At 71.2% G+C, this 23,427-nt stretch carries 18 protein-coding genes; 8 read left to right on the top strand and 10 right to left on the bottom strand.

The genetic code is table 11. The features are described from left to right. Window positions 1–14: 14 nt before the first annotated feature. The gene (locus ACZ4EG_RS39875; RefSeq protein ID WP_453547386.1) at window positions 15–767 is read left to right on the top strand and encodes an SLATT domain-containing protein; all 753 of its coding nucleotides are present in this window, start codon (window positions 15–17) and stop codon (window positions 765–767) included. A gap of 250 nt (window positions 768–1,017) precedes the next feature. Here the strand turns inward: ACZ4EG_RS39875 and ACZ4EG_RS39870 are convergent, their stop codons facing one another. Together ACZ4EG_RS39870 and ACZ4EG_RS39865 are read right to left on the bottom strand one after the other, a co-directional pair. Continuing rightward, complete coding sequence (locus ACZ4EG_RS39870) at window positions 1,018–2,547, bottom strand: substrate-binding domain-containing protein (protein WP_467794108.1); 1,530 nt, start codon at window positions 2,545–2,547, stop codon at window positions 1,018–1,020. Between the two features lie 138 nt (window positions 2,548–2,685). Beyond that, entirely contained in the window at window positions 2,686–4,707 is a 2,022-nt protein-coding gene (locus tag ACZ4EG_RS39865; protein ID WP_467794107.1) for a protein kinase domain-containing protein, read from the bottom strand. Window positions 4,708–4,884: 177 nt separating this feature from the next. On the opposite strand from ACZ4EG_RS39865, the gene ACZ4EG_RS39860 reads away from it, so the two are divergent. The 4 genes from ACZ4EG_RS39860 to ACZ4EG_RS39845 all read left to right on the top strand — a co-directional run bounded on the left by ACZ4EG_RS39860 (window position 4,885) and on the right by ACZ4EG_RS39845 (window position 10,191). Continuing rightward, window positions 4,885–6,240 carry an aspartate aminotransferase family protein gene (locus ACZ4EG_RS39860; protein WP_453547378.1) on the top strand — a complete coding sequence of 452 codons (1,356 nt, stop codon included), beginning with the start codon at window positions 4,885–4,887 and terminating at the stop codon, window positions 6,238–6,240. 110 nt (window positions 6,241–6,350) lie between these two features. Beyond that, on the top strand, window positions 6,351–7,043 hold the full coding sequence (locus ACZ4EG_RS39855) for a GntR family transcriptional regulator (protein WP_453547376.1): 693 nt from the start codon (window positions 6,351–6,353) through the stop codon (window positions 7,041–7,043). Continuing rightward, complete coding sequence (locus tag ACZ4EG_RS39850; protein WP_467794106.1) at window positions 7,040–9,466, top strand: dolichyl-phosphate beta-glucosyltransferase; 2,427 nt, start codon at window positions 7,040–7,042, stop codon at window positions 9,464–9,466. The genes ACZ4EG_RS39855 and ACZ4EG_RS39850 overlap by 4 nt, the downstream gene beginning before the upstream one ends. Window positions 9,467–9,540: 74 nt before the next feature. Next, window positions 9,541–10,191, top strand: a complete 651-nt coding sequence (locus ACZ4EG_RS39845) for a hypothetical protein (protein WP_390708137.1) — start codon at window positions 9,541–9,543, stop codon at window positions 10,189–10,191. Between the two features lie 94 nt (window positions 10,192–10,285). Here the strand turns inward: ACZ4EG_RS39845 and ACZ4EG_RS39840 are convergent, their stop codons facing one another. Together ACZ4EG_RS39840 and ACZ4EG_RS39835 are read right to left on the bottom strand one after the other, a co-directional pair. Then, the gene (locus ACZ4EG_RS39840) at window positions 10,286–12,106 is read right to left on the bottom strand and encodes a bifunctional metallophosphatase/5'-nucleotidase (RefSeq protein ID WP_467794105.1); all 1,821 of its coding nucleotides are present in this window, start codon (window positions 12,104–12,106) and stop codon (window positions 10,286–10,288) included. 187 nt (window positions 12,107–12,293) lie between these two features. Then, on the bottom strand, window positions 12,294–13,577 hold the full coding sequence (locus tag ACZ4EG_RS39835) for an adenylosuccinate synthase (protein WP_453547368.1): 1,284 nt from the start codon (window positions 13,575–13,577) through the stop codon (window positions 12,294–12,296). A 197-nt stretch (window positions 13,578–13,774) separates the two neighbouring features. Here ACZ4EG_RS39835 and ACZ4EG_RS39830 point away from each other — a divergent pair, with 197 nt between their 5' ends. After that, window positions 13,775–14,647: a diacylglycerol kinase family protein gene (locus ACZ4EG_RS39830; RefSeq protein WP_467794104.1), complete on the top strand. Its 873-nt coding sequence runs from the start codon at window positions 13,775–13,777 to the stop codon at window positions 14,645–14,647. A gap of 11 nt (window positions 14,648–14,658) precedes the next feature. Here the strand turns inward: ACZ4EG_RS39830 and ACZ4EG_RS39825 are convergent, their stop codons facing one another. Further along, complete coding sequence (locus tag ACZ4EG_RS39825; protein WP_467794103.1) at window positions 14,659–15,156, bottom strand: GbsR/MarR family transcriptional regulator; 498 nt, start codon at window positions 15,154–15,156, stop codon at window positions 14,659–14,661. Between the two features lie 73 nt (window positions 15,157–15,229). Between ACZ4EG_RS39825 and ACZ4EG_RS39820 the strand changes: the two genes are divergently transcribed. Beyond that, window positions 15,230–16,123 carry an ABC transporter ATP-binding protein gene (locus ACZ4EG_RS39820; protein WP_363296356.1) on the top strand — a complete coding sequence of 298 codons (894 nt, stop codon included), beginning with the start codon at window positions 15,230–15,232 and terminating at the stop codon, window positions 16,121–16,123. Further along, window positions 16,120–17,721, top strand: a complete 1,602-nt coding sequence (locus tag ACZ4EG_RS39815; RefSeq protein ID WP_467794102.1) for an ABC transporter permease — start codon at window positions 16,120–16,122, stop codon at window positions 17,719–17,721. The genes ACZ4EG_RS39820 and ACZ4EG_RS39815 overlap by 4 nt, the downstream gene beginning before the upstream one ends. A gap of 75 nt (window positions 17,722–17,796) precedes the next feature. Here ACZ4EG_RS39815 and ACZ4EG_RS39810 read toward each other — a convergent pair whose 3' ends face one another. From ACZ4EG_RS39810 to ACZ4EG_RS39790, 5 genes are all read right to left on the bottom strand, one after another. Beyond that, window positions 17,797–19,017, bottom strand: a complete 1,221-nt coding sequence (locus ACZ4EG_RS39810; RefSeq protein ID WP_467794101.1) for a cytochrome P450 — start codon at window positions 19,015–19,017, stop codon at window positions 17,797–17,799. 44 nt (window positions 19,018–19,061) lie between these two features. Beyond that, window positions 19,062–19,736, bottom strand: coding sequence for a response regulator (locus tag ACZ4EG_RS39805; RefSeq protein ID WP_453547358.1), 675 nt, complete (start codon window positions 19,734–19,736; stop codon window positions 19,062–19,064). Then, window positions 19,733–21,124 (bottom strand): sensor histidine kinase, encoded by a 1,392-nt coding sequence (locus ACZ4EG_RS39800; RefSeq protein WP_467794100.1) that lies wholly within the window; start codon window positions 21,122–21,124, stop codon window positions 19,733–19,735. Before ACZ4EG_RS39800 ends, ACZ4EG_RS39805 begins: the two co-directional genes overlap by 4 nt. Window positions 21,125–21,224: 100 nt before the next feature. Then, window positions 21,225–21,908: a response regulator gene (locus ACZ4EG_RS39795; RefSeq protein WP_453547354.1), complete on the bottom strand. Its 684-nt coding sequence runs from the start codon at window positions 21,906–21,908 to the stop codon at window positions 21,225–21,227. Further along, window positions 21,905–23,419 (bottom strand): sensor histidine kinase, encoded by a 1,515-nt coding sequence (locus ACZ4EG_RS39790; protein ID WP_467794099.1) that lies wholly within the window; start codon window positions 23,417–23,419, stop codon window positions 21,905–21,907. Before ACZ4EG_RS39790 ends, ACZ4EG_RS39795 begins: the two co-directional genes overlap by 4 nt. Between the last annotated feature and the right edge of the window lie 8 nt (window positions 23,420–23,427).

Below are 23,427 nucleotides of genomic sequence, written 5' to 3'. Positions count from 1 at the left end.
GTAGGGAGTGCCGGGTGGGTCAGCCGGAGATGCAGCCCGAGGGTCCGCCTCAGGACGGGCGGGGCGAGGGGGCGGCCGGGCTGCGGCCGGGCGATCTGGCCGGGCGGATGTTTCCGCCCGGGGACTGGGGGGAGCCGGCCGAGCGGCTGGACGAGCTGTACCGGTGGGTGGAGTGGGGGGCTCTGGAGACGGCGGCCTGGTATCTCACGGACCGGGTGTGGAAGCGGCGCGGGGCGCGGGCGCTGCGGGCGGGGGCGGCGACGGGGGCCGTGTGCGGGAGCGTGCTGCCGCTGCTGGATCTGACCGGGGTGCTCGGTGGGGGTGCGCCGTGGGGGTATCTGGCGCTGATGGTCGCGGTGGCGTGTGTCGGGGTCGACCGGTTCTTCGGGGTCACGTCGGGGTGGATAAGGGACGTGGCCACCGCGCAGGCTGTGCAGCGGCGGTTGCAGGTGTTGCAGTTCGACTGGGCGTCGGAGTGTGTGCGGGAGGTTCTGGGGCCGGCCGAGGGGACGGCGAGTGAGGCCACCGAGCGGTGTCTGGGGGTGCTGCGGAGGTTCTCCGAGGACGTGACGGAGTTGGTGCGGGTGGAGACTGCCGACTGGATGGTGGAGTTTCGGACCGGGTCCGCGCCGTTGGGGATTCAGGCGGCTGTGGCGGGGTCCGGGGGGCGGGGGGAGTCGGGGGGGTTGCCTGGGCGGTTTCCGTTGCCGCCGGGGGCTGCCACCCGGCCCAATATGCCTCGGCAGCGGCCGCCGGAGCCGCGGTAGCGGGTGCGGGGGGGGTTGTTTCACGTCCGGTGCTGGTGAGGTGCGCGGTGTTGGGGCTGGGCGGGGGTGGGGGCGCGACCCGGCGCTTGCGGGGTGCCTCCCCCAAGCTCTCGGCTTCGCTCGAGCAGGGGGGACCCCCATCGCCCACCCGTGCCGCCTGGGGGTCCCCCTGCTCGAAGAGCTTGGGGGAGGCACGACTGCCCGCGGCTACGACAGCTGGGGTGGGTGGGGTGCAGTTTTGTGGGTGGGGTCAGGCGCAGAGTTTCAGTCCCTCTGGGGTCCAGCAGGGGATGTGGCCGTGGGTGCGGATTACGTCCTGGCCGTTTCCTCGGGAGAGGTAGGTCAGGAAGCTGGAGACCAGGGAGTCGGCCGGGGGCTGGCCGTAGGTGTAGGCGTACTCGATCTCCCGGTAGGGGTACGCGCTCCGGCCGTGTTCGATGGCGTCCACCGACGGCTCGTTGCCGTCGAGGCGGAGGATGTGGAGGCCCTTGGCCCGGGTGGCCAGGTTCAGTTCGCTGTAGCCGACGGCGCCCGGGAGCTTGGCCACCTCCGTCAGGACCTGGTCGGTGGAGTCCAGCTCGCAGCGGGTCACCGGGGCCGACGCGTCGTCCCTGTGGACGCAGTCGACGGAGGAGTTGGCGATCTCGCCCCGCCCCAGCACCCGCCGCTGGAACACCTGCCGCGTCCCGGAGTTGGCGTCCCTGCTGACCAGGTGGACCGGCAGGTCCGGGCCGCCGAGCTGCCGCCAGTTGGTGATCTCGCCGCGATACAGGCGTCGTACGTCCTTCGCCGACAGGTTCTTCAGGGTCACGTCGTCGTTCATCACCAGCGCGAAGACCGACACCGCGACCCGGCTCTCACGCAGCTCCGGCATGTCGCTGGGCTTGGGGCCGTCCGAGAGGGCGACCAGGGGCGGGGATCCCCTCCCCTTCCACTGGGCGCCGGTGGCCTCCAGCTCCCGTACCCCGGCGGTGGAGCCGTGCGGGTCCACCGTGACCGTCGAACCGTCGCAGTCCCCCTCGTACTTCTCCGCCACCTCTCGCAGCACGGGCGCGAAGGCCGTCGAACCGGTGACCGTCAGTGTGCCCTTCTCGCAGCCGATCGGCGGCGGGGTGTCGTCCCGGGCCACGACGATGGTGGCGAGCGTGACGACACAGACCGTGAGCATGATGGTGATCAGCCGCGAGGCCCGGCTGAACAGGGGCGGCTTGTCGTCGGGCGTAGCGCTGCGGTTGGGGTGGACCTCGCCCTCCCGGATCCCCCCGATGAGCCGGATCTCCCGGCCCACGTCCCCGCCGGACAGCAGGACGAGCAGCTTGAAGTGGTCACCCCTGTTGAGCGGGACCCGCGGGATGCGCAGGGTGTTGCCCTCGTAGCCGAACCCCCGCTCGGGGGTGAAGTGGTCCATCAGATGGTCGGTGTCGTTCGGCTGGGTGACCGACACGCCCCGGACGGTGCGGTCGGTGAACACCGCGGTCAGTCCGTGCCGTTCGGTACTGGTGTAGTCGTCGCGGTCGATGCCCTGCGAGCCGTCGTTCTCCACGCGGAGCAGGACGAGCGTGGCGTCCGCCATGACCGGGGCCTCGTCGAAGAGGCCCAGGCGTCGGTTGGCGCGGCCCGAACGGACGTCGTCGCCGATCGGGTTGTCCATCTGCACGCGGTAGCCGACCCGCTTGCGGCGCGGCACCCGGCGCTCGTACCAGACCATGCCGGCCGACGCGGCGATACCGAGCACCGCCGTCCCCACGGCCACGACGTTCTCCGCACTCAGCCACTCCATGTGGGTGCCCCCGCTACTCCCCGGAGTCGAACGGTGGGGTCACATTACGTGCGCCCGGGGGGACAATCCGGTCTCGTGGGCTGAAGTTCGCCGGGCGTTCAACGACCTCACAGAAAACGGGAGTTGGCCCTCACCGCATCACCGCTTCGTGTAGGTCAGGCTCTCCCCGTTGCCCTGCTTCGCCCGCCGCAGCCGTCCGTCCGACAGCAGCGTGACCTCGGTGGCCTCGCCGGGCGAGCAGGACGAGAGCGGCTCGCCCGAGGAGACGGTGGACGGGCCGATCTCCAACGGGCCGTTGCCGCTGGGCTGTTCGGCCAGCGCCGCGGTGAAGACACAGTGGTAGCTGCCGCCGCCCACGATGGGCCCGTCGGCGACGAGCGTCAGGACCGTGTCCCCCACATCGCCCTGCTGGATGGTCAGTTCGCGGGTGTTGTGCCCGGTGGCATTGTCGATCGACGTCTCCCAGGTTCCCAGGTAACCGGCCGGGATCGTGCCGTCCGCCGGTGCCGGGGTGGTGGGCTGCGAGGTCGTCGGGTCGGGCCCGGAGGTGGTCGGGCCGCTGGTCGTGGGCGCGCCGGTGGTCGGGCCGGGGGAGACGGTGTTCCCGCCCTTGTCGTCGCTGCCGCCGCCCTTCATCAGCGCGTACACCGAGCCGCCCGCGGCGAGCGCGACGACCAGCGCGATCACCACGAGGAGCGCCGTGGACCGGCCGCTCTGGCGCGGCTCACGCGGCGGAATGCCGCCGGGTCCGTACGGCGAGGTCGAGCCCATCGGCGGCGGGCCGTACGGCGGGGTCGAGCCGACGCCGCCCGCGTACGGGTTGTACGGCTGCCCGGAACCGGACCAGGCACCGGCGCCGGGCTGCTGCGGATGGCCGTAGGCGGAGGGCTGCGGGTGCTGCTGCGGGTAGCCGTACGCCGGGTGGGCCGGGGGCATCCCCGGCGGGGGCGTCTGGCCCGCGACCATCGTGGGCAGATGGTTCACCCCCGGTCCGCCACCGTTCGGCCGCGGGTCCCCGGGCGGGGGCGGCACGGAGGCGTCGTCGGAGGCGGGGGCGTGCTCGGGGGGCGAGCCGGGCGCGGGGGTCTGCTTGTGGATCCACGCGGGGGCGGGGTCGGGCGTACCGTCCCCACCGGGGCCGGCCGCGGGCCGGCCGGGCGCAGGCGCGGGCAGAGCCGGCCGGGAGTCCGCCCCCGCCGGTCCCCCCGCCGAGCCCCCCGCCGGACCCTCCGCCGCCGCCTCCGGATCCTCGGCCTCCAGCAGCTGCACCGCGTGCCGCCCCAGCTGGGCCACCAGCGCCCCCGGCAGCCACGGGTCCCGCGAGCGGCCTCCGGACACCGTGTCCTCGGCGCCGGTGCGCTCCAGGATCCGGTCCAGCGTCGGCCGGGCGGCCGGGTCCTTCTTCAGACAGTCGCGCACCAGGTCGGCGATGCCCTCGGGCACGCCCTCCAGGTCGGGCTCCTCCTGGGCGATCCGGAACATCAGGGCGTGCACCCCGCTGTTGGCGGCACCGAAGGGGAGCCGGCCGGTCGCCGCGTACGCCAGCACGGAGCCGAGGCAGAAGACGTCGCAGGCGGGCGTGATCCGGTCGCCGCGCACCTGCTCGGGCGCCATGAAGCCGGGCGAGCCGACCAGGGAGCCGGTGCGGGTCAGCCCGTCCCCGGCCAGGGTCTCCAGGGCCCGCGCGATGCCGAAGTCGATGACGCGCGGCCCGTCGATGGTCACCAGCACATTGGACGGCTTGAGGTCGCGGTGCACGATCCCGGCGGCGTGGATGTCCTTGAGCGCGTGCGCAAGCCCGGCCGCCAGGATCCGTACCGAACGCTCGGGCAGCGCTCCGTGGTCGTGCCCGACGACCTGCTGGAGGCTGGGTCCGGCGACATACCCGGTGGCCACCCACGGCACGGCGGCCTCGGTGTCCGCGTCCAGCACGGGAGCGGTCCAGTGGCCGCCGACCCGGCGCGCGGCCTGCACCTCCTGCCGGAACCGGGCCCGGAACTCCTCCTGCTCGGCGAGCTCCTCGCGCACCAGCTTCACGGCGACGGTACGGCCCCGGTCCGACCGGGCCAGATACACATGCCCCATGCCGCCCGCGCCGAGCCGCGCCAGCAGCCGGTACGCCCCGATGCGCTGCGGGTCACCGGGCCCGAGCTTCTCCATGGCTGCGCCGCCTTCCCCCCGTAGGTGTGCAACGAACCGAGAATAGTGCGGTCGTGAGGGTGGTCGCGCGGGGCGGTGTCTACGGTTCCGTAACAGACAATCTGTCGTGGAAACCCCCCGACCAGGGAACAGGTCGCCGATATCGCGTTCGTATCGCGGACACTTACGCTCGCTCGCATGACCCCTCAGCCGAATCCCGAAGCCGGCGCCGCCGTGAAGGCCGCGGACCGTGCACACGTCTTCCACTCCTGGTCCGCCCAGGAGCTCATAGACCCGCTCGCCGTGGCCGGCGCCGAGGGGTCGTACTTCTGGGACTACGACGGCAAGCGCTACCTCGACTTCACGAGCGGGCTCGTCTACACCAACATCGGCTACCAGCACCCGAAGGTCGTCGCCGCGATCCAGGAGCAGGCCGCACGCCTGACCACCTTCGCGCCCGCCTTCGCCGTCGAGGCGCGCTCGGAGGCGGCCCGGCTGATCGCCGAGCGGACGCCGGGCGACCTGGACAAGATCTTCTTCACCAACGGCGGCGCGGACGCCGTGGAGCACGCGGTGCGCATGGCCCGGCTGCACACGGGCCGCGCGAAGGTGCTGTCGGCCTACCGCTCGTACCACGGCGGTACGCAGCAGGCCGTGAACATCACCGGCGACCCGCGCCGCTGGCCCTCCGACAGCGCCACCGCCGGTGTCGTCCACTTCTGGGCGCCCTACCTCTACCGCTCCCGTTTCTACGCGGAGACCGAGGAGCAGGAGTGCGCGCGGGCCCTGGAGCACCTGGAGACCACGATCGCCTTCGAGGGTCCTGGCACCATCGCCGCGATCGTCCTGGAGACGATCCCGGGCACCGCGGGGATCATGGTTCCGCCGCCCGGCTATCTCGCGGGCGTGCGGGAACTGTGCGACAAGTACGGGATCGTGTTCGTCCTGGACGAGGTCATGGCCGGGTTCGGACGCACCGGTGAGTGGTTCGCGGCCGACCTGTTCGACGTCGTGCCCGACCTGATGACCTTCGCCAAGGGCGTGAACTCCGGATATGTGCCGCTCGGCGGTGTCGCCATCTCCGGGAAGATCGCGGAGACCTTCGGCAAGCGGGCCTACCCGGGCGGCCTGACGTACTCCGGCCATCCGCTGGCCTGCGCCGCCGCCGTCGCCACCATCGACGTGATGGCGGAGGAGGGCGTCGTCGCCAACGCGAAGAACCTGGGCGCGAGCGTCGTCGAGCCGGGTCTGCGCGCCCTGGCCGAGCGGCACCCGAGCGTCGGCGAGGTGCGCGGTGTGGGCATGTTCTGGGCCCTCGACCTGGTGAAGAACCGGGAGACCCGGGAGCCGCTGGTGCCGTACAACGCGGCGGGCGAGGCGAACGCGCCGATGGCCGCCTTCGGTGCCGCCGCGAAGAAGAACGGCCTGTGGCCCTTCGTCAACATGAACCGCACGCACATCGTCCCGCCCTGCAATGTGAGCGAGGCCGAGCTGAAGGAGGGTCTTGCGGCCCTGGACGCCGCGCTGAGCGTGGCCGACGAATACACGGTGTGAGTGAGGGCCGCAACACCGAAGCTCACCAGGGGGAACTCGAACGCGTAAGGTGACGTGCTCGTAGATATGGACGAGCACATCACCCATACGCGTGAGGAGAGCCCCCGACCATGCCCGGCAACGGCGCCGTGACCCGCAGTACCTTGCGGCAGCAGATCGCGGACGCGCTTCGTGACGAGGTGCTGGCCGGCCGGCTCCAGCCGGGCCGGGCGTTCACGGTCAAGGAGATCGCCGAGCAGTACGGGGTCTCGGCGACGCCGGTCCGCGAGGCGCTGGTCGACCTGTCCGCGCAGGGCATCGTGGAGGCGGACCAGCACCGCGGCTTCCGCGTCCCGGAGTACTCGCTCGACGACTACCGCGGCATGATCGAGGCGCGCAGCCTGGTCACCGACAGCATGTTCCAGGCGCTCGTCGACGGCCGCAAGCCGTTCGCCGACCCCGAGGAGCCCCGTACGGCGGCCGCCCTCGCCGCGGTCCGCCGGCGCGGCGAGGAGGCCCAGCGCGCGTCCGCCGCCGGTGACCTGACCGTGCTGATCGGCTACGACCTGCGTTTCTGGCGCGAGCTGGGCGCCCTGTTCGGCAACCCCTATCTCGCCGACTTCCTGAACCGGCTGCGCGTCCAGTCCTGGGTGTGCGCGGTGCAGCACCTGCGCCGCCTGCCCGATCTGCGCGGCCGCCTGTGGTCCGGGCACACCGAACTGGTCGACGCCCTGGTGCGCCGGGACCCCGCGCGCGCCCGCGCGATCGTAGCCGGGTACAACACGCACGCCCTCGCCCTCATCGAGCGGCTGGCGGCCGGATGAGCGGCCGCCGCACCGAGGTGGTCGACCTCTCCGTCGTCGTCCCCGCCTACAACGAGGAAGAGCGTCTCGGCCCCACCCTCGAAGCCGTCACGGCCTATCTGAGCGACAACGAGGGCCGCTGGGGCGAGTGGGAGGTGATCGTCGCCGACGACGGGTCGACCGACGGCACCCGGGAGACAGCGGCCTTGGAGCACCCACGGGTCCGGCTCGTCACCAGTGACCGCAACCGCGGCAAGGGCAGCGCCCTGCGCCTCGGGGTCGCGGCCTCGCGCGGCCGCCGGGTGCTGGTCACCGACGCCGACCTGGCGGCCCCCATAACGGAGCTGGAGCGGCTCGACAAGGCGCTCAGTGAGGGGCACACGGCGGCGATCGGCTCGCGTTCGGTGCCGGGTGCGGCGATCGACAACCGCCAGCACCGGGTGCGCGAACTGCTCGGCCGTGCCGGGAACTTCCTGATACGCACGACGGCCGTGCCGGGCATACGGGACACCCAGTGCGGCTTCAAGCTGTTCGAGGGCGACCAGGCCCGTGAGGCCTTCGCCGCCTCCCGGCTCGACGGCTGGGGCATAGACGTGGAGGTGCTCCAGCACTTCCACCGCAACGACTGGCCCGTGGCCGAGGTCCCGGTCCGCTGGAGCCATCAGCCCGGCTCGAAGGTCGGCCCCCTCGACTACGCCCGCGTCCTCACCGACCTGGCCCGGCTCAGAGCCCGCGCCGTGCGCCCCGCCGACCTCCTGGTCACCGTCCTCTTCCTGCTGATGGCGGTGGCCCTCTACTCGGGCCGTGTCTTCGACCCGGACCACCGCTATCTCCCCGACTCCCTCCAGGACCAGAACCAGTGGGAGTGGTTCTTCGCGGTGACCGCCGACAACGTCGCCCATCTGCGCAACCCCCTCTTCACCGATCTCCAGGGCTTCCCCGACGGTGTGAACCTGATGGCCAACACGGTCATGCTGGGCCTGTCCGTCCCCTTCGCGCCGCTCACCCTCGCCGCGGGGCCCGCGGTCGCGCTGAGCGTCTGCATGACGCTGGGCCTGGCGGCGACCGCGGCCGCCTGGTACTGGCTGATCGTGAAACGGGTCGTACGGCAGCGGGCGGCCGCCTTCCTGGGCGCCTCGCTGGCCGCCTTCGCGCCCCCGATGGTCAGCCACGCCAACGCGCACCCCAACTTCGTGATCCTCTTCATGATCCCGCTGATCATCGACCGCGCCCTGCGGCTGTGCGCGGGCACGCGGGTGGTGCGGGACGGGGTCGTGCTCGGCCTGATGGCCGCCTACCAGGTCTTCCTGGGCGAGGAACCCTTTTTGCTTGCCGCGCTTGGCATGACCCTGTTCACGGCCGCCTACGTCGCCGTACGGCGGGACGTGGCACGGGAGGCCTGGCGGCCGCTGCTGAAGGGCCTGCTGATCGGCGCGGCGGTCTGTCTCCCCCTCGTCGCCTATCCCCTGTACTGGCAGTTCACCGGCCCGCAGAGCTATCGCAGCGTCCTGCACGGCGACAACGTGGGCAACAGCCCCCTGTCCCTGATCGCCTTCGCCGAGCGCTCGCTGTTCGCGGGCGACGCGCAGACGGCGAACTCGCTCTCCCCCAACCCCACCGAGCAGAACGCGTTCTACGGCTGGCCGCTGGTCGCCCTGGCCTTCGCGATCCTCGTACGGCTGTGGGAGCAGGCCCTGGTCAAGGCGCTCGCGTTCACCGCGGTGGCCGCCGCGGTGCTCTCCCTCGGCCCGAAGATCCGCATCCCGCTCACCGACACCGTCTACCCCGGCCCCTGGGCCCTGCTGGCCGACAAGCCGCTGTTCGAGTCGGTGATCGAGGGCCGGGTGGCGATGGTCTGCGCCCCGGCGCTGGGCATGATGGTGGCGATCGCGGTGGACAGGCTGGCGGCGACCCGTGCCGTGGGCACGATGTACTTCGGCTTCCTCGGCGTCCTGCTCGCCCTGGTCCCGCTGGTCCCGGCACCGCTGAAGTCCGCGGAGCGGGCCGAGGTGCCGGCGTTCTTCACGGACGGGACCTGGAAGTCGTACGTCCGCGAGGGCGAGTCGCTCGTGCCCGTGCCGCTGCCCGACTCCGGCGTCGCGGAGGCCCTGCACTGGCAGACGGCCGCCGATCTGGGCTTCCGACTCCCCGGCGGCTACTTCAACGGCCCGTACGGCGAGGACCGCATCGGCATCTACGGCGCCTCCCCGCGCTACACCTCCAACATGCTCCGGGACGTGCGCTGGACGGGCGTGGTCCCGATCATCGGCAAGAACTGGCAGGCGCAGGCCAAGCGGGACTTCGCCTACTGGAAGGCGGGCGTCCTGGTGGTCGTACCCCAGCCAAATGACGACAAGCTGCGCACGGCCCTGCACAAGCTCACCGGCCGTGCCGGAAAGTGGACGCACGGTGTGTGGGTATGGGACCTGCACCAGGGGGGCTGAGGCTGCGCCGCACCGATTACCCTTCCCTGACCACCCTGCAATGCGTGTACGCGTGCTGATGCGAGGAGCTCTCGTTGGCCTGTGACCTGTGGCTGGTGCCGCTCGTGGACGTCCTGTGCCACACCCCGGACAACCCGTTCGCCGAGGAACTCGCGCAATACAACAAGGTGCTCGCCGAGGCCGGACTCCCACCGGTGCCGGTGTACCAGTACATGCCGGGCCTGTCCGGCGAGGTCGCCCCGGTGGCCGGCTTCGACTACGACGCGCTGCACTTCCTGCGCCGGGTCTACCTCCTGCAGATGTGCGGGCTGCCGGTGACCCCGGTGGACGAACTGGGCGGCGACTACGAGCAGCTCCTGGAGATGTTCGAGTCCACCGCCCAGCAGTCGCACCTGGTCTGGCACTACGACCACGCGGGCGCCTACGTCCCGGTCGACTTCCCCAACCCGCTGTCCAACGACGAACTGCTGGCGAGCGGCGGCCCGCTGGGCTCCTCCCAGACGCTGCTGCGGGAGCTGGAGTTCGTCGCCCCGTCGATCGGCATCGATCCGGCCAACCCCCCGGCGGCACCGGAACCTCCGCGTGGCCCCACGGAGTTGGAGGAGCCGGCGGTCCCGCCGCCGTACGATCCCAGCCCCTTCGCCCGCGAACGGCACGTCTGGCTGGGGCTGCACGCGGCGGCGACCCGGAGCCTGGCCCAGGGGTCGATGATCGTCTTCAGCTGACCGTGGTCGCCGACGCCGGGCTGGGCCACCGTCTTTCCGGGGCGCCCGCTCGCTTGGGAGCGGGCGCCCCCTACGGCCACCCCGCAGCCGACGTTCAGAACACCGGCGTCCCGGCCTGCGTCAGCTTCCAGTTGGCGTCCGCGAAGTCCGCCGGGTTCAGCGTGCCCTTGGACACCACGTAGTCGATCATCAGCTGGCGGATCTCGTTGGTGGAGCTGTACGCGATGTCGGCGGACGCGATGTGCGGGTATCCCGAACCGCCGTTGGCCCGGTAGTTGTTGACGGCGACGACGAAGACCTGGTCGTCGGCGACCGCGGCGCCCTTGTAGGTGAGGTTCTTGATGCGGGAGCCCTCAGGCTGGGCGATGTCGATCTCGTAGGACACGCCCGCCGCGGTGTCGTACATGTAGTCCCAGAAGCTGTTGGCGTTGGTGAGGGTGGAGGTGTCCACCGCCGTGCCGGCCGGGACCTGGTGGTAGTACTTCGCCGCGTACTCCAGGTAGTCCTTGAGCTGGGCGCCGGTGAGCTTCTTGCCGTAGAGGGTGTTGTCGTAGATGTAGAGCCCGGCGATGTCCTTGATGGTCACGCTGCCCTGGGGGATGTCGGCCGTGCGGCTGAACGGCGCGGCGACGGAGATGAGCGGGAGCGCGGCGTCGGCGGCGGACAGGCCCGCCCCGACCGTCTTCATCTGTACCTCGTGGATGAAGTCCATGATGGGGACGTCCTTCCAGCAGGACTCGGCTGCCGAGAGGTCCGCAGTGCAGGTGCCGACGGGCGTGTTGACGTACTTCACGACGAGGTCGTGGTCGGCCTTGAGGAGCCGGGTGATCTCCGGGTCCTCCTCGACGTTGTTGGGGTTGAGGGTCTGGGCCGTCTTGCTCGTGACCTTCCAGCGGCCGTGGTGCAGCTCGACCTCGAAGTCGAAGACGCTGAGCCGGTAGCCCCAGCAGTACGGCTCGGAGAGGAGGACCTCCTCACCGGTCTCCTCGTTCTTGACGGTGTACGAGGAGACCTCGACGTGGGTGTGGCCGACGAGGATGGCGTCGATGCCGGGGACCTGCTCGGCGACGAGGTTGGAGGCGTTCTCGACGTACGGGAGCGAGTCGCCGTAGGAGGAGGAGCCGTCGAGGCCGGAGTGGTCGGTGAGGAAGACGACGTCACAGCCGAGGGCGCGCAGCCGCGGGACGTACTTCTTGGCCTGCTCGACCAGGCCGGGGAACACCATCTTCCCGCTGACGTTGTCCTTGTCCCACAGCGCGATGCCGGGGTTGGTGAGGCCGAGGATGCCGACCTTGATGTCGGGGGCGCCGGGGACGCAGATGCGCTTCACGGTGTACGGCAGGAACGCGGGCCTGAGGGTCTTGGCGTCCAGGGCGTTGGCGCCGAGCAGCGGGAAGCGGCACTGGCTCTCAAACTTGCGCAGGACGTCGATGCCGTAGTTGAACTCGTGGTTGCCGAGGGCGGCGGCGTCGTAGCGCATGTGGTTCATGGCGACGGCCATCGGGTGCCTGGGGCCCCGCTTGCCGTCGGTGCCGGTGATCGGGTCGACGCGGGCGAAGTAGTAGGCCAGGGATGTGCCTTGGATGATGTCGCCGGCGTCCACGAGCAGCACATGCTCCTCGCCCTTGGCCTCGCGCTGCTGCTTGACGAGGGTCGCGACGCGGGCGACACCGCAGGAGTTGCCGGCCTTGTCGGTGTAGGCGGCGTCCTTGTAATAGTCCCAGTCGAAGACGTGGCTGTGCAGGTCGGTGGTGCCGAGGATGGAGAACGACCAGGTGCGGGGCGTGTGTTCGGGCTCGTGGTCGGATGCTTCGGCGGTACCGGTACCGACCGCTCCGGCGGCGACGGCGGCGGCGGCACCGGTGACGGCCGACTTCTGCATGAACTGCCGGCGGTTCATGGGCTGGACGGGCATTCGGGGCTCCTGGAACGGAAGAGGCGGAAGGAACGGCACTACCCGCGTAGATGCTTGCCCTGCGCCGGTTCCGCGCGGAACCAGGAACAGCCCAAGGGCCGGTCAAGGATGTTCATGTCCATGACCGGCCCGTGGGTTTCCGATGATGACCCGTGAGTCCCGGATGCTGACCGTGGGTCCCGGATGACTACAGGAACGAGTTGATCTCGATCGTCTCGTCGCGGCCCGGACCCACGCCGATCGCGGAGATCGGGGCGCCGGACATCTCCTCCAGCGCCTTGACGTAGTTCTGGGCGTTCTTCGGCAGGTCGGAGAAGGACTTCGCCTTGGTGATGTCCTCGGACCAGCCCGGGAGGTTCTCGTAGACCGGCTTCGCGTGGTGGAAGTCGGTCTGCGAGTACGGGAGTTCCTCGACGCGCTTGCCGTCGATCTCGTACGCCACGCAGACCGGGATCTGCTCCCAGCCGGTCAGCACGTCCAGCTTGGTGAGGAAGAAGTCGGTCAGGCCGTTCACGCGGGTCGCGTAGCGGGCGATGACCGCGTCGAACCAGCCGCAGCGGCGGTCGCGGCCCGTCGTCACACCCCGCTCACCGCCGATGCGGCGCAGCGCCTCGCCGTCCTCGTCGAACAGCTCGGTCGGGAACGGGCCGGCGCCGACGCGGGTGGTGTACGCCTTGAGGATGCCGATGACCCGGCTGATCTTCGTCGGGCCCACGCCGGCACCGGTGCAGGCACCGCCCGCGGTCGGGTTCGAGGAGGTGACGAAGGGGTACGTGCCATGGTCGATGTCCAGGAGCGTGCCCTGGCCGCCCTCGAACAGGACGACCTTGTTCTCCTCCAGGGCCTGGTTGAGGACCAGGACCGTGTCGGCGACGTACGGGGCGAGCTTGTCGGCGTAGCCCAGCAGCTCCTCGACCACCTGCTCGGCGGCGATGGCGCGCCGGTTGTACAGCTTGGTGAGGATCTGGTTCTTGACGTCGAGGGCCGCCTCGACCTTCTGCTCCAGGATCGACTCGTCGTACAGGTCCTGGACCCGGATCCCGACGCGGTTGATCTTGTCCGAGTAGGTCGGACCGATACCGCGCCCCGTCGTCCCGATCTTCCGCTTTCCGAGGAAGCGTTCCGTCACCTTGTCCACGGTGACGTTGTACGGGGTGATGATGTGCGCGTTACCGCTGATCATGAGCTTCGACGTGTCGACGCCGCGCTCGTTCAGACCGCTCAGCTCGGAGAGCAGGACCGACGGGTCGACGACGACGCCGTTTCCGATGACCGGCGTACAGCCGGGAGAGAGGATTCCGGAAGGGAGGAGGTGGAGTGCATACTTCTGGTCGCCGACGACCACCGTGTGGCCGGCGTTGTTGCCGCCCTGGTAGCGAACGACATAGTCCACCGAGCCACCGAGCAGGTCGGTGGCCTTCCCCTTGCCTTCGTCACCCCACTGAGCACCGAGCAGCACAAGTGCGGGCACGCGCGTACACCCCTTCCGGGCGGGGCATGTCCAAGGTCAGGGGCGTGGGCGTAAGGTTCACCGCCGCGTACCACCGCGACCGCCTTTGGTCGCACAACCGTCGGACCGGATGCCCCGGAATAGACGAAGCCCCTGGCGCAATAGCGCAAGGGGCTCTTGCACAAAGATGCTACCCGAGGAAGCGAGGCAGGACCGAGGTGGCGACTTTCGCGACGTCCGATCAGCTGCTGGTGGTCATCGACCCGGTCGCCCGGCGGACGGACGGGGAGTCCGTACGGATCGCGAAAGACGTGCTCAGCGCGGGTGCGACCACCAAGGTCTGCCTGCCGGAGGGGCCGGAGGAATTCGCCCGCGCGCTGGCGCGGCGCGGCTCGCGCCGCCCCGTGGTGATCGGCGACGACCGGGCGCTGGTCTGCGCGGTGTCCCTCCTGCACCGGCAGCGGGAGCTGGCCGGATGCGTGCTGTCGGTGGTGCCGGTGGGGGGCGCGCTGGCGCTGGCGGAGACCCTGGGAGTGCCGACGGGGGCGGTGGCCGCGGCGCGGGCCGTGCTCGACGGGGTGGAGCGGCGCATGGACCTGCTGGTCGACGACAGTGACGGGGTGGTGATCGGCGCGCTGCGGATCCCGCCGGTGCCGGTGCCGGTGCGGCGGGCCGCGCAGCTGGAGCCGGTGCCCGCGGCTCCGGTCCGCCCCTGGCTGCGGACGACGTACCGGTCCCTCGTACGGACGCTGGGCGCCCGCCCCGCCCGGCTCGCCACCTCCGTGCCCGCCCCCGGGCCCGCGCGGCTGCGGGTGGAGGTCGACGGGGTGACGCTCGTCGATCTGGACCAGCCGGTGGAGGGCATCTCGGTGGCGACCGGTTCCGCCGGGCTGGCCGAGGTCGAGGTGCGGCCGGCGTCGGTGGGCGCGGAGGCGTGCCCGCTGCGGGCCTCCGGGCGGACCGTGACCGTGGCCGGACCGGACTTCCGGTACCGGGCGGACGCAGGCGTGGCGGGGCCGGTGCGGAAGCGGACGTGGCGGGTCGTGGAGGGGGCCTGGGGGCTCACGGTGCCCCAGCGGGCCGGCGCCTGAAGGCCGCGGGCTCAGTCCTGCCCGAAGAGCTGCTCGCGGTGCACCCGCCAGCGCTCCATCATGGCCGCGATCTCGCCGTCGACGAACTCGAAGAAGGCCAGCGTCTCGGCCATACGGCGGCCCGCCGGGGTGTCCGCGCCGAGGCTGACGACCCCCTCGCGCAGGGCGCCTTCCCAGCGCTTGATGACCGCCTCGCGGTTGGTCAGGGCCTCGTACCACTGGTTGCTGTGCACGCGGTAGCGCTCGCGCCGCGAACCGGGCTCGCGCTCGCGGGACACCATGTGCTGCTGTGCCAGGTAACGCACCGCGCCGGAGACCGCGGCGGGGCTCACCTGGAGCTGGTCACCCAGTTCGGCGGAGCTCAGGGCGCCGTCGTCGGAGGACAGGAGCGCGGCGAAGATACGGGCCGGCATGCGCTGCATCCCGGCTTCGACGAGCTGTGCCGCGAAGGACTCGACGAACTTCGACACCGCCTCGGGGTCACGCTCCGTACCGGCTGCTTCCGTCATGACCGCATCCTATCCAAGCTTCATAGCCTTCCTTAACTTCACAAATTTCTGAAAGAAGCGTACGTTCTGATCCATGACGAAGGCAATCACCGTCTCCGGACTGCACAAGTCCTTCGGGCGGACACACGCCCTGGACGGCCTCGACCTGGAGGTCGCCACCGGAGAGGTCCACGGCTTCCTCGGCCCCAACGGCTCCGGGAAGTCCACCACCATCCGGGTCCTGCTCGGCCTGCTGCGCGCCGACTCGGGCGCCGCGCAGATACTGGGCCGCGACCCGTGGAGGGACGCCGTGGAGGTGCACCGCCGGATCGCCTACGTCCCCGGCGACGTCACCCTGTGGCGCAACCTCTCCGGCGGCGAGGTCATCGACCTGTACGGCCGACTCCGCGGGGGCCTCGACAAGGCGCGCCGGGCGGAGCTGATCGAGCGGTTCGAGCTGGACCCCACCAAGAAGGGCCGCACCTACTCCAAGGGCAACCGGCAGAAGGTCGCCCTCGTCGCCGCCTTCGCCTCCGACGTCGACCTGCTGATCCTGGACGAGCCGACCTCGGGCCTGGACCCCCTGATGGAGGAGGTCTTCCAGCGCTGTGTGGAGGAGGAGCGCGACCGCGGCCGCACGATCCTGCTGTCCTCGCACATCCTCAGCGAGGTCGAGGAGCTCTGCGACCGGGTGAGCATCATCCGCAACGGCCGCACCGTCGAGAGCGGCTCGCTGGCCGACCTGCGCCACCTCACCCGCACCAGCGTCAGCGCCGAACTCGCGGGACCGCCCAACGGCCTGTCCCACCTCCCCGGCGTCCACGACCTCGACGTACAGGGCCGCCGCGTCCGCCTCCAGGTGGACACCGACAAGCTGGACGCCGTGCTGCGGCAGCTGAGCGAGTCGGGCGTACGGTCCCTGACCTCGACCCCGCCCACGCTGGAGGAGCTGTTCCTGCGCCACTACCAGGACGAGGTGTCGCGATGACCACCCTCGCGGTACGGACGCCTGGCGGCACCCGCCAACTGGCCGGCACCGGAACGCTGTTGCGCTTCGCCCTGCGCCGCGACCGGATGATGATCCCGGTCTTCGTCGCGGTGAACGCGCTCATGATCCTCTCCATGCCTGGCACCTTGAAGTCCCTGTACAACACCACGGCCGAACGCGCCGACCTGGCGCGGCAGATGGAGACCAACGCCTCGTTCCGCGCCCTGATCGGCCCGGTCTTCGACACCTCCATCGGCGCGCTGACGGCCTGGCGCATGGGCGTGTACGCCGCCGCCCTCGCCGCCGTGATGAGCCTGCTGATCGTCGTACGGCACACCCGGGACGAGGAGGAGAGCGGCCGGCAGGAGCTGGTGGCGTCGGGGATGGTCGGCCGCCGGGCCTCCCTCACGGCGGCGCTGCTGGCGGCGGCCGTCGCGAACGCCGTACTCGCGCTGCTGGTCACGGCCGGTCTGGCCGGGCAGGGAACCTCGGGCGCCGTGTCCTTCGGCCTCGGCCTCGCCGGGGTCGGCATGCTCTTCGCCACGATGGCGGCGATCGTCGCCCAGCTGACGGAGAGCGCACGGCTCGCCCGGGGGCTGACCTCGGCGGTCCTCGGGGCGGCCTTCGTCCTGCGCGCGGCGGGCGACTCGGCGTCCGACGACGGTTCCTCGGTGCTGACGTGGCTGTCGCCGCTCGGCTGGCTGGAGAACCAGCGGTCCTTCGCGGACGAACGCTGGTGGGTACTGCTGCTGTTCGCCGCCGCGATCGCCGCCCAGGGCGCACTGGCCTACGGGCTCGCCGGGCGCCGGGACGTCGGCATGAGCTTCCTGCCCACGCGGCCCGGACCGGCCGACGGCCGCATGGGCACGGCGGGCGCGCTGGCCTGGCGGCTGCAACGGGGCAGCGTCCTCGGCTGGTCGATCGGCTTCTTCCTGGCCGGGGTCGTCTACGGCGGGCTGACCGACGGCGCGGCCGACCTGGTCCGCGGAAACGACCAGGCACGGGAGATCTTCGAGCGGATGGGCGGCCAGAGCGCGTTCACGAACGCGTTCCTCGCGGCGATGGTCGGCATGCTCGGCCTGATCGCGTCCCTGTACGTCGTGGCCTCGGTACTGCGCCTGCACGGCGAGGAGACCTCGGGCCGCGCGGAACCGGTACTGGCCTGCGCAGTGGGGCGCCTGCGCTGGGCCGCGAGCCATCTGACCATCGCCTTCGGCGGCTCAGCCCTGATCATGCTCCTGGCGGGCCTGGGCTTCGCCGTCGGCTACGGCAAGGAGATCGCCCCGATCCTGGGCGCCTGCCTCCTCCAGCTCCCGGCGGTATGGGTGATCGGCGGGGTGGCGGTCCTGCTCTACGGCATCGCCCCCCGGGCGGCAGCAGCAGCCTGGGGAGTGGCAGTCGCCGTCCTCCTGATCGGCTGGGTGGGCCCGGCCCTGAACGCCCCCCAGATCATCCTGGACCTCTCCCCCTTCGGCCACCTCCCGAAGCTACCGGGCGCCGAGATGCAGTGGACCCCGGTACTGACCCTGGCGGCGCTGGCGGTGGCCCTGGTGGGCGCGGGACTGGCAGCGCTGCGGAGACGGGACTTGACGACGTGAGGGTGACCTCCCGTCAGTCGACGAGCCGCTGGTGCCCGTTGATCAGGATCATCGCGCGATCAGCCGAACGGGTGATCACCCCACCTCGACGCTCAACCCCTCCAAACCCCGGATCACAAAGTTCGGCTTCCTCTGCGGCTCTGCCGTCAGGGTCAGGCGTGGGGCCTGCTCCAGCAACGCTGTCATCGATGCCGCCAGTTCGATGCGGGCCAGTGGGGCGCCGATGCAGTAGTGGATGCCCGCGCTGAAGGAGATGTGGGGGTTGTCCGTGCGGGTGAGGTCGAGGGTCTCGGGGGCGGTGAAGACCGCCGGGTCGTGGTTGGCGGAGCCGAAGAGCATGGCGATCTCCGCGCCCCTCGGGATCGTCGTGCCGTCGATCTCGATCTCGTCCAGCACCCAGCGCTCGAAGAGCTGGAGCGGGGTGTCGTAGCGCATCAGCTCCTCGATGGCCGAGGGGACCAGGGAGTGGTCCGCGCGCAGGGCGGCCAGCTGGGCCGGGTTGCGGAACAGGGCCCACCAGCCGTTCACCGTCGCGTTCACCGTGGCCTCGTGGCCCGCGTTGAGGAGCAGGACCGCCGTGGAGATCATCTCCTGCTCGGTCAGCCGGTCGCCCTCGTCGTGCGCCGCGATCAGGCCCGAGACGAGGTCCTCGCCGGGCTCCTTGCGGCGCGCCGCGATCAGCTCCCGGAGATAGTCCGAGAACTCCACCGAGGCCCGGACCGCCTTCGCCGCCGTGTCCTCGGAGGGATTCAGCTCGTACATCCCGCAGATGTCCGCCGACCAGGGGCGCAGCTGGGCACGGTCCGACTCGGGGATGCCCAGCATCTCCGCGATCACCGCGACCGGCAGCGGCTCCGCGACGTCCTTCAGCAGATCGCCGCCGCCGGCCGCCACGAGGGCCGACACCAGTTCCCCGGCCAGCTCGCCGACGTACGGCTTGAGCCGCTCCACCGTGCGCGGGGTGAACGCCTTCGACACCAGGCGCCGGATACGGGTGTGGTCCGGCGGTTCGAGGTCGAGCATCCCGTGGTCGTTCAGGACGTGGAACGGCTCGTGCTCCGGCGGGGGCGCCGTGCGGCCGAAGTCCTCGTGCGAGAACCGGTGCTGATACGTACGGCCGAGGCGGCGGTCCCGCAACAGCGCCGAGACGTCCGCGTGGTGCGGGACCAGCCACTGGTCGGTCGGTTCGTAGTGGATCACACGGCCCCGCGCCCGCAGCTCGGCATAGGCCGGGTACGGATCGGCGAGGAACGCCGGGTCCCAGGGGTCGAAGGCGAGATCGGAAACGGCTGCCATGGACGGACGCTAGCCCGGTTCCTCCCTCCGTGACCAGGGGTCTCTCACCCCGGCGTGACCAGTCTCGCCTCGTAGGCGAACACCGCCGCCTGGGTGCGGTCGCGCAGGCCCAGCTTCACCAGGATGCGGCTGACATGGGTTTTGATCGTGGACTCGGCGACCACCAGCCGCTCGGCTATCTCCGCGTTGGACAGGCCCTGGGCTATCAGGACCAGCACCTCCGTCTCCCGCTCGGTCAGTTCCCCGTACGCCGACTGTCCGGTGGGGGCCGGCCGCGGTGCCTCGAACAGCCGGGAGAACTCCGTGATCAGCCGCTTGGTGACCGTGGGGGCCAGCAGCGCCTCGCCGGAGGCCACCACGCGCACCCCGTCGGCGAGCTGGCGGGCCGAGGCGTCCTTCAGCAGGAACCCGGAGGCCCCCGCGCGTAGCGCCTGGTACACATACTCGTCGAGGTCGAACGTGGTCAGCACCAGCACCTTCGCCGTGCCGTCCGCGGCGACGATCTCCCGCGTCGCCTCGATGCCGTTCAGCTCGGGCATCCGGATGTCCATCAGCACGACGTCCGGGGCGAGTTCCCGCACCCGCTCGACGGCCTCGCGGCCGTTGACGGCCTCGCCGACGACCTCGATGTCCGGCATCGCGTTCAGCAGGACCGAGAAGCCCTCACGCACCATCATCTGGTCGTCCGCGATCAGTACGCGGATCGTGCGAGTCGTCATGCACCGTTCCTGTGGTCGTGCCCGTCGTGTCGGTCGTCTCCGCGGCCGTCCCGGTCGAATTCCAGGGCGACCGGCAGGAACACCGTCACCTCATAGCCCCCGTCCTCGGCCGGCCCTGCCGTCATCTCGCCGTTCAACATGGAGACACGCTCCCGCATCCCGGTGATCCCGTGTCCGGCGCCCGGTGACGGCTTCACCAGGTCCGGCGCGGGCGGCGGGCCGTTGACTATGCGCAGGCCGAGCCCGCCCAGGACATACCCGATCTCGACCCGTGCGCTCGCCCCCGGCGCGTGCCGCAGCGAGTTGCTCAGTGCCTCCTGCACGATCCGGTACGCCGAGAGCTCGACGCCCTGCGGGAGTTCGCGCACCGCGCCGGTCACCGTCTTCTCCACCCCGAGCCCGGCCTCCCGCACATTGCCGAGCAGGGAGTCCAGGTCCGCGAGGGTGGGCTGGGGGGCGTCGGGTGCCTCGTAGTCCTCGGCGCGGACCACGCCCAGGACACGGCGGAGCTCGGTCAGCGCCGCGACCGCGTTCTCCCGGATCGTGGCGAAGGCCTTCTCCAGCTCCGGCGGCGGGTTCTCCACCCGGTACGGCGCCGCCTCCGCCTGGATGGCGACCACCGACATGTGGTGGGCGACCACGTCGTGCAGTTCGCGGGCGATCGTCGTGCGCTCCTCCAGCAGCGTGCGGCGGGAGCGCTCGTGCGCGGTCACCGTCTGCTGGGCGGTCACCTCCTGCGCGGCGTCCCGGCGTATGTGCCAGACCGTGACTGCCAGCAGGGCTATCGCCGAGAGCACGAGCATCGGACCGGCGTTGGTGTTGAGCCGGCCCCCGCCCAGGGTGGCGTCGACCACGAAGCCGTAGCCCGCGGTCAGCACCCACATCCAGGCCGCCGTGCGCGGCCGGGTCCGTATCGCCACCACCGTGAGCACCACGAGATGGGCGAGGAAGCTGCCCGGCAGCCACGGCCAGTCCATCCAGGACGAGCCCACGATCGAGGCGGCCGCCGTCGCCGCGAGGGACAGCCAGAAGGCTCCCACCGGACGGGCCAGGGTCAGCAGCACCGGAATCAGCGCGAGGAGACCGCAGAGCACGGCCGCCCCGCCGCCGGTACCACTGCCCGCGAACCCGATGAGCATCGCCAGCGCGCCCGCGGCGGCCACCAGCATGTGCGCTCTCCAGGCCGCGTAGTCCCGGGCGCGACCAGTGAGACGGCGGGTCAGCCGGCCGTCGACACGCATCCGGGGCAGCGGGACATACGCAAACGCGTTGTGGAACAGGTCCTGCCGCAGCCCCCGCAGGGCGTCCGCGACAAGCCGGAACTCCGGGCTGCGCGGCCTGGCGGCTGCGCCCGGCGGTGTCGTCTGCATGTGCGTCGTCTCGGTCACGATGAAAACGGTATGCGGCGGCCGGGGTCGCGGTCGTCACCTCTGAGAGGGTCCTTGGGAATCCGTCTCAGGTACTACGCGGGGCAGGCCAGGGCTGGTTTCAGCGGGTCCCGGGGCGGACCAGACCCGACTCGTAGGCGAACACCGCCGCCTGAGTGCGGTCGCGCAGGCCCAGTTTCACCAGGATGCGGCCGACGTGGGTCTTCACGGTCTGTTCGGCCACCACCAGCCGTTCGGCGATCTCCGCGTTCGACAGCCCCTGGGCGATCAGGGCCAGCACTTCCGTCTCGCGCTCCGTCAGGTCGCCGACGCGTTGCTTCAGCGGAGCGCGACGGGGGCCGTCCAGGCGTGAGAACTCGGCGATCAGACGGCGGGTGATCCCGGGCGCGAGCAGGGCGTCTCCGGCGGCCACCACCCTGACCGCCTCGGCGAGTTGGTCCGCGGAGGCGTCCTTGAGGAGGAAGCCGGAGGCGCCGGCACGCAGCGCCTCGTAGACGTACTCGTCCAGGTCGAAGGTGGTGAGGACCAGGACCTTGACGGCGGGGTCGTCGGTGGTGATGCGGCGGGTGGCCTCGATCCCGCTCATTTCGGGCATCCGGATGTCCATCAGGACCACGTCCGGGGTCAGTTCGGCGACCTTGGTGAGGGCGTCCCTGCCGTCCACCGCCTGGCCGATCACATCGATGTCGGGCTGGGTGTTGAGCAGGACCGTGAAGCCCTGGCGGACCATTTGCTGGTCGTCGGCGATCAGTACGCGGATGAGGTCCGGGCCGACGGGTGTCATGGGGTCTGGGCTCCTTCGTCGGGGACGGGTGCGTGGCTTTCGACTGTGGGTGCGGGTGGTCCCTGTAGGGGGATTGCGGCCGGCCCCTGTAGGGGGATCTCGCCGCCGGCGGCCGCTGGGTCCGGGTCCGTGGGGGGCCGGTCCACGCGTGCGTCCTTGGGGAGGAAAGCCGTCACCATGAATCCGCCGTGCAGAGTGGGGGTCGCCGTGACATGGCCGCCCAGCATCGTCGCGCGTTCTCTCATGCCCAGCAGGCCGTGGCCCGTGCCCGGGGAAGGGGGAACCGGCCGGCCGGGGCGGGAGTTGATGACTCCCAGATGGACGCCCTCGGAGAAGTGGCTGACCTCCACCCGGACCTTGGAACCCGGTGCGTGGCGCAGGGCGTTGCTGAGGGCCTCCTGGACGATCCGGTACGCGGACAGTTCCACGCCGGGCGGGTAGGGGCGGGGTTCGCCGCGGATGTCGGTGACCACGTCCAGGCCGGCGGCCCGGGTGTTCTCGATGAGCGCACCGAGCCGGTCGAGGGTGGGCTGCGGGGAGTCCGGGGCCGGTTCGTCCGGGTTCTCGGAGCGCAGGACGCCCAGTACCCGGCGCAGTTCGGTGAGTGCTTCCAGGGCGTTCTGGCGGATGCCGGCCAGGTTCTCCTTCAGCTCCTCGGAGGGGTTGTCCACCAGGTGCGGGGCCACCTGGGCCTGGATGGAGATCACCGACATGTGGTGCGCGACCACGTCGTGCAGCTCGCGCGCGATACGGCTGCGCTCCTCCAGCAGCGTGCGGCGGGCCCGTTCCTCCGCGGTGATCGTCTCCTGCTCGACCAGCTGGGTGCGGGCCTCGCTGCGGGCGCGCAGGGCGGTGCCCACCAGGACGGCCACGGAGAAGACGGCGACCGCGACCAGGCCGGTCGCGGTGTACCCCGCCCCGCCGATGACACCCTCGATGACGAAGGTCGCCAGACCGGACACCGCCAGCGCGGCGATCGCCCTGCGGATCGGGAGCCGTAGCGCGAGAAGGAAGAACACGAAGGCGTGGGCCAGGACTTGGGGGGTCGCCCAGGGCCAGTCGGGGCCGGGCTGCGGAGCGTCGGCCAGGACGGGGCGGGCCGCCGTGGCCGTGGCGACCATCACGCCGAGGGAGATGCCCCAGGCGGGGACCGGGCGCGACAGGGCCAGCACGACGGCCAGGCCCTGGGCGAAGCCGGCCAGGAGGCCGTCTGCCGTGTCGAACCCGTAGGACGTGGAGAGTTCGTCGCCGCCGGCCAGGGTGATGCCCAGGGCGATCCATGTGGCGATCAGGTACTTCAGGATGCGGAGCCAGCGGCTTGTTCGGGTGCGCAGGCGGCTGAGGAGCGTTTCGCGCGCGGGCTCGGGGGCGGCTTCGGGGGTGGGTTGGGGTGCGGGTTCGAAAGTGGAAGTCGGTTCGGGGGCGGGGGTCGGTTCGGGGGTGGGGGCCGGGCCTTCGGCCGTGTGGGGTGGCGTCTCGCCGTCTCCGGCCGCCGGGTCCGTGGGGGTCATCTCCTCAA

Source organism: Streptomyces sp. NPDC025638, from assembly GCF_055558775.1.
The sequence above is the reverse complement of the archived record's forward strand: the minus strand, read 5'-3'. Positions and strand labels throughout refer to the sequence as shown.

Coding starts and splice junctions, on each gene's coding strand:
- ACZ4EG_RS39870 (WP_467794108.1), bottom strand. CDS start 2,547: ATGGAGTGGCTGAGTGCGGAGAACGTCGTGGCCGTGGGGACGGCGGTG.
- ACZ4EG_RS39865 (WP_467794107.1), bottom strand. CDS start 4,707: ATGGAGAAGCTCGGGCCCGGTGACCCGCAGCGCATCGGGGCGTACCGG.
- ACZ4EG_RS39860 (WP_453547378.1), top strand. CDS start 4,885: ATGACCCCTCAGCCGAATCCCGAAGCCGGCGCCGCCGTGAAGGCCGCG.
- ACZ4EG_RS39855 (WP_453547376.1), top strand. CDS start 6,351: ATGCCCGGCAACGGCGCCGTGACCCGCAGTACCTTGCGGCAGCAGATC.
- ACZ4EG_RS39850 (WP_467794106.1), top strand. CDS start 7,040: ATGAGCGGCCGCCGCACCGAGGTGGTCGACCTCTCCGTCGTCGTCCCC.
- ACZ4EG_RS39840 (WP_467794105.1), bottom strand. CDS start 12,106: ATGCCCGTCCAGCCCATGAACCGCCGGCAGTTCATGCAGAAGTCGGCC.
- ACZ4EG_RS39825 (WP_467794103.1), bottom strand. CDS start 15,156: ATGACGGAAGCAGCCGGTACGGAGCGTGACCCCGAGGCGGTGTCGAAG.
- ACZ4EG_RS39820 (WP_363296356.1), top strand. CDS start 15,230: ATGACGAAGGCAATCACCGTCTCCGGACTGCACAAGTCCTTCGGGCGG.
- ACZ4EG_RS39815 (WP_467794102.1), top strand. CDS start 16,120: ATGACCACCCTCGCGGTACGGACGCCTGGCGGCACCCGCCAACTGGCC.
- ACZ4EG_RS39810 (WP_467794101.1), bottom strand. CDS start 19,017: ATGGCAGCCGTTTCCGATCTCGCCTTCGACCCCTGGGACCCGGCGTTC.
- ACZ4EG_RS39805 (WP_453547358.1), bottom strand. CDS start 19,736: ATGACGACTCGCACGATCCGCGTACTGATCGCGGACGACCAGATGATG.
- ACZ4EG_RS39795 (WP_453547354.1), bottom strand. CDS start 21,908: ATGACACCCGTCGGCCCGGACCTCATCCGCGTACTGATCGCCGACGAC.
- ACZ4EG_RS39790 (WP_467794099.1), bottom strand. CDS start 23,419: ATGACCCCCACGGACCCGGCGGCCGGAGACGGCGAGACGCCACCCCAC.